This is a genomic window from Bacillus inaquosorum KCTC 13429, assembly GCF_000332645.1.
In the GTDB taxonomy this organism is placed as follows: domain Bacteria; phylum Bacillota; class Bacilli; order Bacillales; family Bacillaceae; genus Bacillus; species Bacillus inaquosorum.
Genome location: NZ_AMXN01000001.1, coordinates 612908 through 630665, shown reverse-complemented (window position 1 = coordinate 630665; position 17758 = coordinate 612908). Strand labels below are relative to the sequence as shown.

General features: G+C 42.3%; 10 protein-coding genes and 2 pseudogenes. 11 read left to right on the top strand and 1 reads right to left on the bottom strand.

The genetic code is table 11. The annotated features are described in order from the left end of the window. Position 1: 1 nt before the first annotated feature. The 8 genes and pseudogenes from BSI_RS17630 (at position 2) to BSI_RS17660 (ending at position 7236) form a co-directional block, all read left to right on the top strand. Entirely contained in the window at positions 2 to 271 is a 270-nt protein-coding gene (locus BSI_RS17630) for a YwqI/YxiC family protein (protein ID WP_003236302.1), read from the top strand. A gap of 19 nt (positions 272 to 290) precedes the next feature. Then, the gene (locus BSI_RS17635; RefSeq protein ID WP_003236300.1) at positions 291 to 1988 is read left to right on the top strand and encodes a ribonuclease YeeF family protein; all 1698 of its coding nucleotides are present in this window, start codon (positions 291 to 293) and stop codon (positions 1986 to 1988) included. Between the two features lie 12 nt (positions 1989 to 2000). Further along, complete coding sequence (locus BSI_RS17640; RefSeq protein WP_003236298.1) at positions 2001 to 2270, top strand: hypothetical protein; 270 nt, start codon at positions 2001 to 2003, stop codon at positions 2268 to 2270. Positions 2271 to 2289: 19 nt separating this feature from the next. Continuing rightward, positions 2290 to 2541: a hypothetical protein gene (locus BSI_RS17645; protein ID WP_003236295.1), complete on the top strand. Its 252-nt coding sequence runs from the start codon at positions 2290 to 2292 to the stop codon at positions 2539 to 2541. A gap of 127 nt (positions 2542 to 2668) precedes the next feature. Continuing rightward, positions 2669 to 3006 (top strand): annotated as a pseudogene (locus BSI_RS22930) (UCP019853 family protein). Between the two features lie 419 nt (positions 3007 to 3425). Further along, the gene (bglP, locus tag BSI_RS17650; protein WP_003236292.1) at positions 3426 to 5255 is read left to right on the top strand and encodes a PTS beta-glucoside transporter subunit IIABC; all 1830 of its coding nucleotides are present in this window, start codon (positions 3426 to 3428) and stop codon (positions 5253 to 5255) included. 22 nt (positions 5256 to 5277) lie between these two features. Beyond that, positions 5278 to 6687: an aryl-phospho-beta-d-glucosidase gene (gene bglH, locus BSI_RS17655; protein ID WP_003236290.1), complete on the top strand. Its 1410-nt coding sequence runs from the start codon at positions 5278 to 5280 to the stop codon at positions 6685 to 6687. A 102-nt stretch (positions 6688 to 6789) separates the two neighbouring features. Next, on the top strand, positions 6790 to 7236 hold the full coding sequence (locus BSI_RS17660; protein WP_003236288.1) for a universal stress protein: 447 nt from the start codon (positions 6790 to 6792) through the stop codon (positions 7234 to 7236). A gap of 278 nt (positions 7237 to 7514) precedes the next feature. On the opposite strand, the gene BSI_RS17665 is transcribed toward BSI_RS17660, so the two are convergent. Next, positions 7515 to 8279: a MeeY/MeeF family manganese export membrane protein gene (locus BSI_RS17665; protein ID WP_003236286.1), complete on the bottom strand. Its 765-nt coding sequence runs from the start codon at positions 8277 to 8279 to the stop codon at positions 7515 to 7517. Between the two features lie 397 nt (positions 8280 to 8676). Here BSI_RS17665 and BSI_RS23270 point away from each other — a divergent pair. The 3 genes and pseudogenes from BSI_RS23270 to wapA all read left to right on the top strand — a co-directional run bounded on the left by BSI_RS23270 (position 8677) and on the right by wapA (position 17606). Continuing rightward, positions 8677 to 9402 (top strand): annotated as a pseudogene (locus BSI_RS23270) (SDR family NAD(P)-dependent oxidoreductase). A gap of 67 nt (positions 9403 to 9469) precedes the next feature. Further along, positions 9470 to 10405, top strand: coding sequence for a DMT family transporter (locus BSI_RS17670; RefSeq protein ID WP_032731837.1), 936 nt, complete (start codon positions 9470 to 9472; stop codon positions 10403 to 10405). Positions 10406 to 10574: 169 nt separating this feature from the next. Then, a complete protein-coding gene (wapA, locus tag BSI_RS17675; protein ID WP_003236279.1) occupies positions 10575 to 17606 on the top strand; it encodes a tRNA nuclease WapA in 7032 nt (2343 codons plus the stop codon). Positions 17607 to 17758 lie beyond the last annotated feature (152 nt).

Below are 17758 nucleotides of genomic sequence, written 5' to 3'. Positions count from 1 at the left end.
AATGGCACAGGAAATTAAAATGGTCTATGGCACAGTGAAGCAAGGGCTCTCTCAGCTTAAGAATTCAGCGGAACTCAAGTCCTCCTTGCCCGGCCATATCTCAGGACGAAACCATTTGAATGTTGTAAAGTCCATCGAGCAATTAAATGAGGACATCAAAGAGCTCACTGAAGCATATGCGTCCGTTCTGGCCAAGCATATCGCACAAACGGAAAGTGCAGTAAGTGCCATGAAGGAAACAGACGAAAACATATCATCTTCCATGAAATAAAGCGCGGGAGGACAAGGGATTGAAAACATTAGATGTCCACGCTCTTCACGAGGGCATTCAGCATACGATTGAAAAATTGGACCAGCAGAAACAGCAGCTGGAGAAGCTGGAAAAAAGCGTTGAGCACCTGGTAGGCATGAAGGATGCGTTAAAAGGAAAAGGCGGAGATGCCATCCGGACCTTTTACGAGGAATGTCACAAGCCTTTTCTCCTTTTCTTTGGCATGTTTATCGACGAATACAAAAAAGTGCTGAAACAAACGCAGCATGCGATTTCCTCTGTAGAATCTGACTCCCACGGCATGATTGCGGAGGCTTTTCTCTCACACGATGCGAGACACGGGGTCAAGCATGCACGAGAAGTGACAGAACAGCTCACAGACGCAGTGAATCGCCAGACATCAGCCATTGATCACATCGTCAGCCTGCCGACAGTCAATGATTCCTTTTTTCGGATGGAAACAGAACAGGCTGAACGGCTGATTACAGACACCCTGTATAAGCTATTTCAATTTGACGGCCAGCAAACCCAAGCACTAGAAACCGCAAAATCAGATTTTCAAACGATGAAAAAGTACATGGACCAGCTGCAAACGATGTACACAGGGCCGAAAATTGAAATTACGGGCTATAAAAGCGGCTCCATCTTGAAATCACAGGAAGAAGAAAAGATCAACCAAACCTTTGGTGCGATTAACTCGCAAATGAAGCAGCCTGATGATTCACCGATGGAGATGATGCTGAAAAAGCTAGCGAAACATAAGCAGTCCAACGTTGATACAGTGATGAAGGATGACAAGCAACAGAAGATCGAGCGTGAGATTCATGCTGATGACAGTAACGTAACACTATTACAGAAAGAAGCAGCAGCCCACCCGAAAGTCTATGGAGACATACGGGTGATAAATGATAAACTATATAATCATAAAGGATTAAAAAAGATAGATACGATAGAAGTGATTGACGAGCTAACCCGCGATACTGCAAGCATCGACTACGTCGGCGGCAAATATTATGTATATGAAAACGGCCAGATCGTGAGAGAATTCTACGCTGGAGGGAAGAAGCGACTAGAAGAAGTTTCTTACATTCCAGAGGATAAAGTAGGCGGAGCTAAGTCACTTGATTCATTTCTTGCCGGAACCCAGTATGAATTTATTGAGTGGGTAAGTCCTCAGGGCGCTATTAAAAAATTGGCGGTCCGAGGCGGGAAGCGTGTTGTCACAGATGTGGCTAAACATGTTGCGAAGAAGGAAGTTAAGGAGGATGTTGGAAAGGCAGTTTCAAAGTATACTGGAAAGTATTCCACAAGTATCGATCATAAAGTTAAGGTAATTAAAAAACAAAACTTACAAGATTGGATCAGTGATTCGTTTACTGATGGTCATTATAGAACTGTAATTACAGAAGAGAATATAAATTTTTATAGAACCTTTGGCGGAAGTGCAAGAATTAATGGTTCATTTGTTACTACTAGTCCTGCTGGAAATAGAATCAATGCAAAAATAAATACAGCTTTAGTTCCTGATTGGAAAAATTCAAGAGAGTATGAAGCGGTAATAGAAGTTCCTAAAGGGCAAATACTAAATATCGGTAGAGTTGAAAAGCAATACACGAAAACAGGAACATTACTAAAAGGTGAAGGGGATCAAATACTCCTGCCAAAAGATTGGCCGTCAGAATGGATAAAGGAGATAAGAAAAGTTCCAAGTCGATAAGGAGGATAAAAGTTGAATAACAAAGAAAAATTAACTATACAAGTAGAAAAAGTAATAAGTAAACTGGAAAGTGATTATAATAGTGAAATAAATAATGGTATTTATCAACTGTTATATAAAAGATATAAAAATGCATTAGATATATTGGAGAAAAATAAAGATATTAGAGAAATTAACATTATTGGTGGTGTTAGGGGTTATATGGATAGTTTTAATGACTATGAAAATCCATTACTTGAGGAATTGTATAAAGCGGAAAAAATATTAAAAGAGTTATTGTGAAATTTAATTAAGAAAAACAATGGCTACATACATTTTATTACTAAAAGAATATGAAGATGATGAAAGTGTGGTTTACAAATTCGGGCCTAATGAAAATACTATGGGCAAAATTAAATTAAATAAAATAACTAGGAAGTTTTCAGAGTTAGAAGAAATTCCTAATAAAGATCTCCCGTCAACATTTTATTTTGATCGAGCTGCACAAAGATTAGCAGTTTGTTTAGTAAGAGAAGGCGGCGTATTTCCAGAAAAAACAGCTTTTGAGTCTTAGCATATGATAAAACCTTGATTGGCAAAACGTCTTTCAAGGTTTTAATGTATTAAACAATACTCTATTTTGCATTCAATATAATAAAAAAACAAAGAGGTTCTATAATATTTAATCCCCTGTTAAGGGAATTGATCCAATCCTCGAAGTTGAAGGTATTGAATTTACAGGTTTTTCATCTATTTGCCCTTATGAAATTGAAATTTGGAAAAAATATATCGTATTGGTTGTTTTTGCGATTGGAGAGTTAATTATTCGTGAAAATATAGAAGAAATAAAAGATTTAAAACGAAATGGCTTAGGATATCAATATTATATAAGGGGGGTTTACAAGAGGATTCAATTGATGCAGGAATAGTTCTTACTGATGAAGATGAGTATTTTTCAGAATACCCTCATTTGATTGGGGAAAATGTGGAGATAAAGGTTGGCAGGATAAGCATAGAATTTTTAAGAGAATCTGTTTAAGGAATTTAGAAAAAGAAGGAGATTTAATAGCTTTTGTAAAAGGAGCTTTACGTGCATATTTTGAACCAATCTAGTTGAAAGCTATCCAGAACCTCTTGTGGTAGAGCTAGATAAATTAGAAACAACGTTATTTAAATAGTAAAATATTCAAGTTTAACACCAAAAATGAAAGCGTTGACATCCCATAAATCTAGTGCTAAAGTATACCTACAAACAAATAAAACGACCCGTCAGGATTGTTACTGCGAAAGCAGGCAAAACCTAAATGGTGCAGGTGCAGGAGGAGACTCTCGCAATCTGTGTCATTTAGGTTTTTTTTATTCTCATGTAGGAGGTGATGCGGCATTTGATACAAAAAAAGCTGGCGAAAGGCGGCCACCTTTCATCCAGCAGTCCCCCCATAAAAAGGAGGTATACACATGGATTATGATAAATTATCGAAAGACATATTACAACTCGTAGGCGGTGAAGAAAACGTTCAGCGCGTGATTCACTGCATGACGAGGCTGCGTTTTAATCTTCATGACAACTCGAAGGCGGACCGCAGTCAGTTGGAGCAGCTGCCGGGTGTGATGGGCACCAATATCAGCGGCGAGCAGTTTCAAATTATTATCGGGAACGATGTGCCGAAGGTGTATCAGGCGATGCTGAAGCACAGCAATCTCAGTGATGAGAAGAGCGCTGGTTCATCTTCTCAGAAAAAGAATGTGCTGAGTGCGGTCTTTGATGTGATTTCTGGTGTGTTTACCCCGATTCTGCCTGCGATTGCGGGAGCGGGGATGATCAAAGGGCTTGTTGCGCTAGCGGTTACGTTTGGCTGGATGGCGGAGAAGAGCCAGGTTCATGTCATTTTGACGGCTGTCGGTGACGGCGCGTTCTACTTCCTGCCGCTCCTGCTAGCGATGAGTGCGGCGAGAAAATTCGGAAGCAATCCGTACGTAGCGGCAGCCATTGCGGCGGCGATTCTGCATCCGGATTTGACGGCGCTGCTTGGTTCAGGGAAACCGATTTCCTTTATCGGGCTTCCTGTAACCGCTGCGACTTATTCTTCAACCGTTATTCCGATTTTGCTGGCGATTTGGATTGCTTCGTACGTGGAAAAATGGATTGACCGTTTCACACACGCGTCTCTCAAATTGATTGTGGTTCCGACATTCACATTATTGATTGTCGTGCCGCTGACATTGATTACAGTCGGTCCGCTTGGCGCTATTTTAGGAGAATACTTGTCTGCTGGGGTCAATTATTTGTTTGATCATGCAGGGCTTGTGGCGATGATTTTGCTTGCGGGAACGTTCTCTTTAATCATTATGACGGGCATGCATTATGCCTTTGTGCCAATTATGATCAACAACATTGCTCAAAATGGCCACGATTATTTATTGCCGGCTATGTTTTTGGCGAATATGGGGCAGGCCGGAGCATCATTTGCCGTCTTCCTTCGCTCCAGAAACAAAAAGTTTAAATCACTTGCGCTTACCACGAGTATTACTGCGCTGATGGGGATTACAGAACCTGCGATGTACGGCGTGAATATGCGATTGAAAAAGCCGTTTGCGGCCGCTTTGCTTGGCGGTGCAGCCGGTGGCGCTTTTTACGGCGTGACGGGTGTTGCTTCCTATATCGTCGGAGGGAATGCAGGTTTGCCAAGCATCCCTGTCTTTATCGGCCCAACGTTTATTTACGCGATGATCGGTCTTGTGATTGCTTTCGCGGCGGGAACAGCAGCTGCGTATTTGCTTGGATTCGAGGATGTGCCTTCTGACGGCAGCCAGCAGCCGGCTGTGCATGAGGGCAGCAGAGAAATCATTCACAGCCCGATTAAAGGAGAAGTGAAAGCATTAAGTGAAGTCAATGACGGAGTGTTTTCTGCCGGGATCATGGGAAAAGGGTTTGCCATTGAGCCTGAAGAAGGAGAAGTTGTCTCACCTGTTCATGGAAGCGTTAGCACCATTTTTAAAACAAAACATGCAATTGGCATTACGAGTGATCAGGGAGCTGAAATCCTCATACACATTGGATTGGACACGGTGAAGCTGGAAGGACAATGGTTCACGGCTCACGTCAAAGAAGGCGACAAGGTCGCACCGGGAGATCGGCTTGTGTCCTTTGATCTGGAACAAATTAAAGCTGCGGGATATGACGTCATTACCCCGGTGATCGTGACCAACACAGACCAATATTCGTTTTCGCCGGTGAAAGAAATCGGCAAAGTGCAGACAAAAGAAGCGCTGCTAGCTTTATCTTAAAAAAATTGATGGGGTGATCAATATGAGTTCAAATGCAAAGAGATTTCCAGAAGGATTTTTATGGGGCGGCGCAGTTGCTGCCAACCAAGTGGAAGGTGCTTATAACGAGGGCGGAAAGGGGCTTTCGACAGCTGATGTATCACCGAACGGCATCATGTCTCCATTTGATGAATCGATGACTTCTTTAAATCTGTATCATACCGGAATTGATTTTTACCATCGTTATAAAGAGGACATTGCCTTGTTTGCAGAAATGGGATTTAAGGCGTTCCGCACATTGATAGCGTGGACAAGAATTTTTCCGAATGGCGATGAAGAGGAGCCGAATGAAGAAGGCCTCAAATTTTATGACGATCTGTTTGATGAGCTGTTAAAGCATCATATTGAGCCTGTCGTCACCATATCTCATTATGAAATGCCGCTCGGTTTAGTGAAACATTATGGCGGCTGGAAGAATCGCAAAGTCATAGAGTTCTATGAACGCTATGCCAAAACTGTTTTCAAACGCTATCAGCACAAAGTGAAGTATTGGATGACGTTCAATGAAATTAACGTGGTACTCCATGCGCCGTTTACTGGCGGTGGCCTTGTCTTTGAAGAAGGAGAAAATCAATTAAACGCAATGTACCAGGCGGCACACCACCAATTTGTGGCCAGTGCTCTTGCCGTTAAAGCGGGACACGAGATCATTCCTGATTCGAAAATCGGCTGTATGATTGCAGCTACGACAACCTACCCGATGACATCTAAGCCGGAGGATGTCTTCGCGGCAATGGAGAATGAGCGCAAAACACTTTTCTTCTCAGATGTGCAGGCACGAGGCGCGTACCCGGGATATATGAAGCGCTTCCTGGCAGAAAACAATATTGAAATTGAAATGGCTGAAGGCGATGAAGAGATCTTGAAAGAACATACGGTGGATTACATCGGATTCAGCTATTACATGTCGATGGCGGCAAGCACGGATCCTGAAGATCTTGCAAAATCAGGCGGCAACCTGCTGGGCGGAGTCAAAAACCCTTATTTGACATCATCAGAATGGGGCTGGCAGATTGATCCGAAAGGCTTGCGCATCACGCTCAACACCTTATACGATCGTTATCAGAAGCCGCTGTTTATCGTGGAAAACGGCCTTGGCGCTGTAGACAAAGTTGATGAGGACGGCACGATCCAGGACGATTACAGAATCAACTATCTGCGAGAACATTTAATTGAGGCACGGGAAGCCATTGCTGACGGCGTTGATTTAATCGGCTACACATCATGGGGGCCAATTGACCTTGTCAGTGCATCCACTGCGGAAATGAGAAAACGCTACGGCTACATTTATGTTGATCGGAACAATGAAGGCAATGGAACATTAAACCGTATCAAGAAAAAAAGCTTCAGCTGGTACCAGCAGGTCATCGCCACAAACGGAGAGAGTCTCTGACATCTTTTTGAAAACGCATGCACTTCAATTGACAATAACCGGAAGCAGGCGGACAATAAAAGAGAAAGATGAACCACCCACAGTCCGAAAGGCGGGAAGAGCATGTTTAATAAAATGTTAGTTGCGATTGACGGATCAGACATGAGTGCAAAAGCGCTTGATGCCGCAGTGCATCTGGCCAAAGAACAGCAGGCGGAACTAAGCATCCTTCATGTGGGGAGAGAAGCCGTCGTCACGACTTCTTCTCTGACGGGAATTGTCTATGTGCCTGAACACTTTATTGATGAAATCAGGGATGAGGTTAAAAAAGAAGGCATGAAAATCCTTGAGAAGGCAAAAGAAAATGCAGCCGAGAACGGTGTTCAAGCTGAAATCATTTATGCGAATGGCGAGCCGGCGCACGAGATACTAAATCACGCAAAAGAGAAAGGCGTCAGCCTGATCGTAGTCGGCAGCCGGGGCATCAGCGGCCTGAAAGAAATGATGCTTGGAAGCGTCAGCCATAAAGTGTCTCAATTATCAACTTGCCCGGTTTTAATTGTTCGATAGATAAAAATTCAAATATCTGATATGGCGAATGGCCAGCATCCGAGACTTACTGTATTTAAATAGCTAGAAGAGAGTTTGCTTTTCCACAATTTCGAAAACTGTTCATTAAACACAATCTTTTAAAAATTTGTTTTTATTATAACAACAATATCCAAAAGAGGCGCCCCCTTGATCAGTAAGGGATGACGCCTCTATCTTGTTTGGTTTCAAATATTAGTATATGTTTAGATGCCCCAATATACTTTCCAGTTTTCTATTCATTGTTGCTTTTTATATCTTTATTTCTTTGCTGATTTATTGGCCGGCGCAAACCAGCCTAATAAAGCAATGGCCACTAATACGCCATAGAAGATTAGCGTCCAGGTGGTGCTGTGTGGAAAGTGATGGTCCAGGATTCCAATATCCTCATGGGCAAGGGTAATGACCACCAGTTTGACACCGACCCAGGCCACAATGGCATATGCGGTTGTTTCCAGTGCAGGGCGCTGATTAAGAAGCTTTACAAACCAAGTTGCTGCAAACTTAATCAGGATAAGGCCGGCAATCCCACCTAGGACAACAACAATAAATTGTCCTCCATCCATGCCGCCGAAATCATCAAGTGGTGAATCCGGAAGCCCGAGAGCTAAAGCAACCGCAGCCAGAATCGAATCAATGGCAAAAGCGAGGTCCGCTAAAGCAATTTTCCCGACTGTGGGCCAGAAACCTTTCCCGGCAGTCTCCTCTTTGTCCTCCTCATGAATATTCTCACTTTTTTTCCCGAAACGGGCCTTAATCACATGCTTTAAGCCCAGGTATAGAAGATACGCTGCTCCTATCGCCTGAATCTGCCAGACATTTGCGATAAACGAAATGGCAAAAAGCGCCGCAAACCGGAAGGCAAATGCCATTATGATTCCATAATTTATCGCTTTTTTTTTCTGATCATTGGGTAAATGCTTGGCGATAACTGCCAATACAAGGGCATTGTCAGCCGATAGCAGTCCTTCTAATCCGATTAAGATTAACAATGTCCAGGCATATTCCAGCCAGATAGACTCCATCAACATCTTTCCTTTCTAAAACGTAAAGTGTGCCGTAAAAGTTTCGATATCAACAGTATTACCCTTCTCATTTATAGTTAACTCTATTGAGTAGGTTGGTATTTCTTGGGTTGATTTTTCTTGCTAACAAAAAAATTCACCTGGAAGGACATTTTTGAACAGATATAGATGTAAAAAATCATCTGCTCATTTCATCGTGCACCTGCAGCTTGAACCATAATGATCTCTCTCCTTAAAAAGCAAATGAGTTTTTTGGTAATTTCCTGTATGATAAAAATATGGAAAATAGAGGATGGAACGTAATGCTAAATTATATGAACAAACTATAGTATGCAAGATTATGTAAAATTATCAAAATAAAAAAAGCAGAAATGTAAAATGGCGAAAAAAAAATATAATGATTACTGGGGCAAATAGCGGAACGGTAATCGGCTTTCGGCGGTAAAATAATTTCTAGCGGACGGTTTCGGGTCGTTGGAGTAGATATTCAAACGAATAATTGTCAGAATCTATAGTAAACAGTGAATTTCACATGGAAGAAGCAGACTTGTCTGATGTTCAGCAGGCAGAATTTTTGATATCAAAGCTTGAACATAGCTAATTGATTCCGGATATCTTAATCAATGCAGCAGGGATAAGGGAAATTACCCCTGCTCTTGAATGATCAGCAAAATCATTCAAAAAGATCATAGACATTAATCTCACAGCAGCCTTTATTCTTTCCCGGGACGCGGCAAGGCTGTGGTCTAAGCTGGGAAAACGAGGCTGTATGATCAATATCGTCTCTGTGTCCGGGCTGATGGCAGAGCCTGTGCGGGCTGCCTATGTGTCTTCCAAGCATGCGGTCATCGGACTGACAAAGCAGTTCGCTATGGAATTCGGGTCAATGGGAATCAGGGTGAATAGCATTTCACCCGGCGTGATCCAAACAGAATTGACGGAAGAGTATTTTCAAGACGATGAAATGGTTCAGCTGATCAAAGATAATCATGCCCTCCATACGTGGGGGCAGCCGAGTGATATCGTTTCCTGTATGAAGCATTTGGCTTCTGATGAGGCGTACTTTATTACAGGCTCAAACTTTGCCATAGACGGCGGCTGGACGGCCGGCAAGAAACTATAATAAAGGGAAAAGTACCTTGCAGTTGGGGTGCTTTTCCATATACATAACTGGAGGTAGAATACATTTGATGCAGCAAGACCTCTCAATCACACCAAAACAAAAATCAACAGCCGTAATCAAAATGGTCATCTCCATGGTGATTTTCGGTTCCATCGGCTTTTTCTCAGAGCATACCAATCTGCCGTCATTTGAATTGGTATTTGTCCGCTGCCTTTGCGCGACGCTATTTTTAAGCTTTTGCTGGCTGGTGTCCGGGCAGTATAAAACCGAAAAATGGAGCAAGAGAGAAGTGCTGCAAACATTGGCGTGCGGTTTCTTTCTTGTATTCAACTGGGTCTTCTTATTTAAGTCTTTTGAAGAAACATCCGTTACGATCGCCATCTCTGTTTATCACCTTGCCCCGGTGCTTGTTCTTCTCCTGGGGAGCATCATCTACAGAGAGAAATTAAATGTCATCTCCGTCAGCTCCATTATCATCTGTTTTCTAGGAACTGCGCTGATTTCCGGGATTAACGGCAGCACTTCATTTACACAGCTGATGGGATCAGGAATCATTTGGGCCGTTCTCGCCGCACTGTTTTATGCGCTCACCACTTTATTAGGGAAAGGCATACAAAACCTCAGCCCTTACACGACCACCTTCTTGCAAACGGGTTTAGGGGTCATTATCCTGATTCCGTTTATTCATTTTGGCGTTTTTGCCCATCTGTCTCAAGGGAACTGGATTATGGTGGTATCTACCGGTATCATCCATACGGGCATCGTGTATTTACTGTTTTTTGACAGTTTGCGATTTTTATCAACGAAGTTTATTTCAATCATTGTCTTCCTCGACCCGGCTGTCGCGATCGTTCTCGATACCGTCTTCACAGGCTTCCGCCCTGACCTCTATCAAACACTTGGCATCGTGATGATCTTTGCGGGCATGGCTTTGACACTTGTCAGGAGGCAGGGGAAGGCGGATCTGGCGGCTGAGGGTAAGGATATTGAACAAATTCAATAAAGATAGAAAAATGTAAAAAGGCCTAAGCGGCCTTTTTTTGTTTTTGGGTCAATTTACTCTGGTTAATTCTTAAAATAAGATAAAATTTCTAGAAAAATATTGAAATAACATTTCATGATCGTTAAGATTATTTGTTGAATATTACTTTTATTACAAAAGGAGAGAGAAAATGAAAAAAAGAAAGAGGCGGACCTTTAAAAGGTTCATTGCATCATTTTTAGTATTGGCTTTAATGATTTCATTATTGCCGGCAGATGTACTGGCAAAAACCACAGAAGAAGAGACTGGAAATCGTATTGTTGCCGATGATCCAGAAGAAACTCCTCGGAATGAACAAACTGAGGAAGCCGTACCTTTTGATCCAAAAGATATAAACAAAGAGGGTGAAGTCACCTCAGAAAGAACAGAAAATACAAAGCTGTATTATGAAGGCGACGGTGTCTATAAACAGGAAGTGTACCTTGATCCCATTCATACAAAGGAAACACCGAATGCTGACTGGGAAGACATTTCTCCTGAGTTAAAAGAATCGACAAGCAAACAAGTCGAGACAGAGAATGCCATTTTGAATTCAGATTTTCAAAAGCAAATGAAGAACGGGCTTTATGCGACTTTTGAGCATAATGACCATAAGGTTACATATTCACTTGTAGAAGCAAAAGGCCCAAATAAAACTTCACTTACTCCGAAAGATACCTCAGCAGATTATAAGACTGACAGTAATGAGATTGTTTATCCGGATGTTTTTCCGAATATTGATCTTCAGACTTTCACATTCAATGAAAACATAAAAGAAGATTTAGTCCTTCATCAATATGATGGGTACAACACATTTACATTTCAGTTGAAAACCGATTTGCAGGCTAAAGAACAAGAGGATGGATCCATTGATTTTTCTGATGAAAAAGGTAAAGTTGTTTTTTCTGTGCCTAAGCCTTTTATGACGGATTCAAAGTTAGATGAACTTTCTGGCGAGGTTAAACGGTCGGACAAAGTCAGCTATAAGCTGGATAAGAATGAAGAAGGGTATTTGCTTCATCTCACGGCAGACGAGAACTGGCTGAAGGACCCAGAACGCGTATATCCAGTATCTATCGACCCGTCAACATCTTTATCTGTTTCATCAGATACGTTTGTCATGAGTGCCTATCCGACAACGAACTACTCGGCGTCCTCTCAAAAGTGGGATGCTAACTTAAAGTCTTATGTGCTGAAAACGGGCTACTATGACAAAACAACAGGCACAAACTATGCGTTCATGAAATTTAACAACCTAAAACCAATTCAAAATATGACTGTCACCAAAGCTACATTAAAAACATACGTCGCCCATTCCTATTATGGAACAAAGGCAACCGGTCTTTGGCTAGATACAGTTAACAGCAATTATGATAATGGAAAAGTGACATGGAATACCAAACCGGCATCGAAAAATATTGGAAAAGCTGAGGTTCATAAAGGACAGTGGGCAAGTTACGATGTGACCGCTGCTGTAAAGTCATGGAACTCCGGCGGGGCCAACTATGGATTTAAGCTTCATACAAACGGAAACGGCAAGGAATATTGGAAAAAATTGATTTCATCAGCGAACTCCGCCAATAAACCGTATATTGAAGTGACGTATACCATTCCAAAGGGAAACACACCTACAATTAAAGCCTATCACAACGGCGATTCCACTGGTTATTTTGATATCAGCTGGAAAAAGGTTGAAGGTGCGAAAGGGTATAAAGTATGGATTTACAATGGTAAAGAGTATCAAGCAATCTCTGCAGGAAACGTCACGTCGTGGAGCACAAAAGGAAAAAAGATCTGGCCCACGAGCGCAGAAATTGCTTCCAAGCGATATAAACTGCATGTGGACGGCAAGGACGGAGCTGAATTGGCATTAGATCCATCCCCGGTCTATAAGAATTCCGGCGGAAGCTATGCCACAAGCAAAAACTATTGGATCGGCGTCAGTGCAATATTTGATCAGGGAGAAGGAGCGATGTCCGCACCGGCAAAGCCCGTTATCCCTAATGTAGGAAAAGCACAAGCACCGTCAACCAAGGGCTATAATAACGGGAATGCCACAGGGTACTTTGATCTTTCTTGGAAAGCTGTATCAGGAGCCGCCGGCTATAAAGTTCAGGTGTTCAATGGGAAAGGCTTTGAGACACTTGATCTGGGAAATCAGACGTCTTGGACCACCAAGGGGAAAAAGATCTGGCCGACAAGTGCAGAAATTAAAGCGGGAAAATATGCTCTTCACCTAAAGGACGGAAGCGGAGCAGAGCTGCCGATCAATCCCGGACCAACCTATAAAAACGCCGGTGGAGACGGAGCCAAAAAAAATTACTCGTTTAAATTGATCGCATATAACAAAGACGGTGAAGCCATTGCATCCCCGGCTGCTAACCCGGCACTTCCTGATATTGCTAGGCCAAAGAATTTAACTGGCTATTTGTATACAAATACAAAATCGAGTCAAACGGGCTATGTGAATTTGATATGGGAAAAGGTTCAAAATGCGAAAGGCTATAAAGTTAACATTTACAACGGTAAGGAATATCAGTCCTTTGATGTGGGTGACGCGGATCATTGGACAACCCAAAATAAAAACATCTGGCCGACTTCTGAGGAAATTAAAGCCGGAAGCTATAAGCTGCATACAGATGGAAAAGGCGGAGAATTAGCTCTTGATCCGTCACCTGTCTATAACAATGCAAATGGGAATTACAAAGGGAAGAAGAATTATTCTTTCACTCTTTCCGCCTATGATGCGAATGGTGAAACGATTCCGACGGCTCCCTTTAACCCAACGTTCCATGAAGGCGCAGAATTCCTTGGAACAGAAGAATACTGGTCTATCATTGATATCCCAAGCGGCCAGTTAAATGGTGCGACAGGCAATGTTATTGTGAGTGAAGAAGACCTGTCAATTGACGGGCGCGGACCGGGACTTGGCTTATCGAGAACCTACAACAGTCTTGACAGCTCTGATCACTTATTTGGACAAGGCTGGTATGCTGATGCTGAAACATCTGTTATCCCGACGGACGGCGGGGCAATGTATATTGATGAAGACGCTACTACACATCGATTTACAAAAAAAGCCGATGGCACGTATCAGCCGCCGACCGGTGTATATCTTGAATTAACAGAAACAGCTGATCAGTTCATATTAAAAACAAAGGATCAAACAAATGCTTATTTCAATAAAAAAGGCGGCAAGCTTCAAAAAGTAGTGGATGGCCACAACAATGCAACTGTCTACACATACAATGACAAAAATCAACTGACAGCCATTACAGATGCATCAGGCCGCAAGCTCACACTCACATATGATGAAAACGGTCATGTGACTTCCATCACCGGACCTAAAAATAAGAAAGTCACCTACTCATATGAGAATGATTTGCTGAAGAAAGTCACTGATACAGACGGGACTGTCACAAGCTATGACTATGATGGGGAAGGGCGCCTTGTCAAACAATATTCAGCCAACAGTACTGAAGCAAAGCCTGTCTTTACCGAATATCAGTATAGCGGGCACCGTCTTGAAAAAGCGATCAACGCTAAGAAAGAAACATATGTTTATAGCTATGATGCTGATAAAAAGACGCTTCTTATGACACAGCCGAACGGCCGAAAAGTGCAGTATGGCTATAATGAAGCGGGAAATCCCATCCAGGTCATTGATGATGCGGAAGGGTTAAAAATTACAACGAATACAAAGTATGAAGGCAACAATGTCGTAGAAGATGTAGATCCAAACGACGTCGGAACAGGAAAAGCAACGGAAAGCTATCAATATGACAAAGATGGCAACGTTACGTCTGTTAAAGACGCATATGGAACTGAGACATACGAATACAACAAAAACAACGATGTCACAAAGATGAAGGATACCGAGGGGAACGTCACAGATATTGCCTATGACGGACTGGATGCTGTATCCGAAACCGATCAGAGCGGAAAATCATCTTCAGCAGCTGTTTATGATAAATACGGAAATCAGATTCAATCCAGCAAAGATTTATCAGCTTCAACCAATATTTTGAAAGATGGAAGCTTTGAAGCACAAAAATCCGGCTGGAATCTGACTGCTTCTAAAGACAGCGGCAAAATCTCAATTATCACCGATAAAAGCGGGGTTCTTTCCGGATCAAAGGCATTGGAAGTCTTGAGCCAATCAACGTCTGCCGGAACAGATCACGGATATTCGTCAGCGACACAAACAGTTGAACTGGAGCCGAATACCACCTATACATTAAGCGGGAAAATCAAAACAGATCTAGCGAAATCAAGAGCCTACTTTAACATTGATTTGCGAGACAAAGATCAAAAACGAATTCAATGGATTCACAATGAATACAGCGCATTAGCCGGAAAAAATGACTGGACAAAACGACAAATTACTTTTACGACTCCTGCGAATGCAGGAAAAGCTGTTGTGTATATGGAAGTGGACCATAAAGATAAAGATGGCAAAGGGAAAGCATGGTTTGATGAAGTTCAGCTGGAAAAAGGCGAAGTATCATCAAGCTATAACCCAGTACAAAACAGCAGTTTCACAGCAGCAACGGAAAACTGGAGCGTAAGCGGGGCATCCGTTGATTCTGAAGAAGGCTTTAATGATAATGTATCATTAAAAGCTGCCCGGACCAGTGCGTCCCAAGCCGGATCAGTAACAAAACAAACCGTTGTCTTAGGGCAAAGCGCAAACGACAAACCGGTTTATCTCACACTGACAGGCATGTCGAAAGCAAGCAGTGTCAAGTTCACAGATGAAAAAGACTATTCTTTGCAGGCTAATGTCACTTATACGGACGGCAGCACAGGCGTCTACAATGCGAAATTCCCTTCTGGAACACAGGAATGGAACCGCGCAGCTGTGGTTATACCAAAAACAAAGCCGATTAATAAAGTCGATATCAGCATACTGTTCCAAAAGAGCGCAACAGGAACAGTGTGGTTTGATGATATCCGTCTGATTGAAGGAAGCCTTCTAACAAAAAGCACGTATGACAGCAATGGAAACTATGTGACCAAGGAAGAGGACGAACTAGGTTACGCCACTTCAACTGATTACGATGAAACGGGTAAGAAAACAGCTGAAACGGATGCAAAAGGTGAAAAAACAACCTATACGTATGATCAGGCAGACCAATTGACAAACATGACGCTCTCCAACGGCACGTCTATCCTTCACAGCTATGATAAGGAAGGCAATGAGGTAAGCAAAACCATTCGGGCGGGAGCAGATCAAACCTATAAATATGAATATGATGTCATGGGCAAGCTTGTCAAAACAACTGACCCACTGGGCAATGTGCTAGCAAGCGAATATGATGCCAACAGCAACCTGATCAAAACCATTTCACCGAATGGCAACGAAGTGTCTCTTTCTTATGATGGAACAGACCGGGTGAAATCAAAATCGTATAACGGTACAGAAAAGTACAATTTCACGTATGACAAAAATGGAAATGAAACGTCAGTCGTCAATAAAGAGCAGAACACCACAAAGAAACGGACATTTGACAACAAAAACCGTTTAACCGAATTGACTGACCGCGGCGGCAGCCAAACTTGGTCATATCCTAGTGACTCCGATAAACTGAAAACCTTCTCGTGGAGTCATGGGGACCAAAAAGGAACGAATCAATTTACGTATAACAAACTGGATCAAATGATTGAGATGAAAGACAGTACATCTTCATATTCATTTGATTATGATGAAAATGGCAACGTCCAAACCTTTATTACAGGCAACGGCGGCGGAACAAGTTTTTCTTATGACGAAAGAAACCTTGTAAGCTCGCTGCATATCGGCGACAAAAACGGCGGAAGCATTCTGACAGAAAGCTATGAATACGATGCCAACGGAAACCGTACCACGATAAACAGCTCAGCAAGCGGCAAGGTGCAATATGAGTATGGAAAGCTGAATCAGCTTGTCAAAGAAACCCATGAAGATGGTACTGTCATTGAATACACATATGACGGATTCGGGAACCGGAAAACCGTTACAACTGTAAAAGACGGTTCAAGCAAAACGGTGAACGCTTCCTTCAACATCATGAACCAGCTGACAAAAGTCAATGATGAAAGCATCTCTTACGATAAAAACGGCAACCGCACATCCGACGGCAAATTCACATATATGTGGGATGCAGAAGATAACCTGACCGCCGTTACAAAAAAAGGCGAAGACAAGCCATTCGCAACATATAAGTATGACGAAAAAGGAAACAGAATCCAAAAAAACGTCAACGGAAAAGTCACGAACTACTTCTACGATGGAGACAGCTTGAACGTCTTGTATGAAACAGACGCGGACAACAAAGTCACAAAATCATACACGTACGGAGACAGCGGCCAGCTGTTATCCTACACAGAAAATGGCAAGAAATATTTCTATCACTACAACGCACACGGTGACGTCATCGCGATCTCAGACAGCACTGGAAAAACCGTTGCCACATATCAGTACGACGCATGGGGAAATCCAACAAAAACCGAAGCAAGTGAAGAAGTAAAAGACAACCGATACCGCTACGCAGGCTACCAATACGACGAAGAAACCGGTCTGTACTATCTCATGGCCCGCTACTACGAGCCAAGAAACGGCGTGTTCTTATCGCTCGACCCGGATCCGGGCAGCGACGGAGATTCATTGGATCAGAATGGGTATACTTATGGAAATAATAACCCGGTGATGAATGTTGACCCGGATGGGCATTGGGTATGGATGGTAGCAGGTGCTTTAATTGGAGGAGTCTCTTCTTACAAAGCTGCCAAGGCAAAGGGAGCAAGAGGTTGGAGGTTAGTTGGATCTGTAGCCTTAGGTGCTGCTGGCGGAGCAATCGGAGGAAACTATCTACGAGTAGGACGTACTCTATATAAGGCTGGAAAATTATCTAAAACATACTGGAATGCTAGAAAAGTTGCAAAGGCAAACAAAGGTGTAATTAAAAGGGCTAAAACTAAAAAAGGTTGGGTAGTTACTACTAAAAAACATACAGTAAGGTTAATGGGGAAGAATTCTGGTCAACGAAAGAAACCATACTATAGAATGTCAGTTAGAAATAAAGGTCCTTTAAATGCAAAAGGGCATTTCTCAAATAATCCTTCTGAGACTCATATAAAGTTAAGATGGTCATCATATAGAAATATAAATAAACGCTTGCGCAGTAAGTCACACAGAAGATAATAGTATCAGTGTAATTAAATCTATAAATCAAATGTAAAGATCATTTAGGGGTTAATAATAGCAATTAACATAGTTAGAGATGCAGATGGTTATACAGGTGAATTCTACTTAAGAATCTTGTCTAAGTTTCCATCTGCATTTACAAACCTTTT

What these genes read in the sequence shown, in the direction of transcription:
- BSI_RS17630 (WP_003236302.1), top strand. Translation starts at nt 2, where the DNA reads ATGGCACAGGAAATTAAAATGGTCTATGGCACAGTGAAGCAAGGGCTC.
- BSI_RS17645 (WP_003236295.1), top strand. Translation starts at nt 2,290, where the DNA reads ATGGCTACATACATTTTATTACTAAAAGAATATGAAGATGATGAAAGT.
- bglP (WP_003236292.1), top strand. Translation starts at nt 3,426, where the DNA reads ATGGATTATGATAAATTATCGAAAGACATATTACAACTCGTAGGCGGT.
- bglH (WP_003236290.1), top strand. Translation starts at nt 5,278, where the DNA reads ATGAGTTCAAATGCAAAGAGATTTCCAGAAGGATTTTTATGGGGCGGC.
- BSI_RS17660 (WP_003236288.1), top strand. Translation starts at nt 6,790, where the DNA reads ATGTTTAATAAAATGTTAGTTGCGATTGACGGATCAGACATGAGTGCA.
- BSI_RS17665 (WP_003236286.1), bottom strand. Translation starts at nt 8,279, where the DNA reads ATGGAGTCTATCTGGCTGGAATATGCCTGGACATTGTTAATCTTAATC.
- BSI_RS17670 (WP_032731837.1), top strand. Translation starts at nt 9,470, where the DNA reads ATGCAGCAAGACCTCTCAATCACACCAAAACAAAAATCAACAGCCGTA.
- wapA (WP_003236279.1), top strand. Translation starts at nt 10,575, where the DNA reads ATGAAAAAAAGAAAGAGGCGGACCTTTAAAAGGTTCATTGCATCATTT.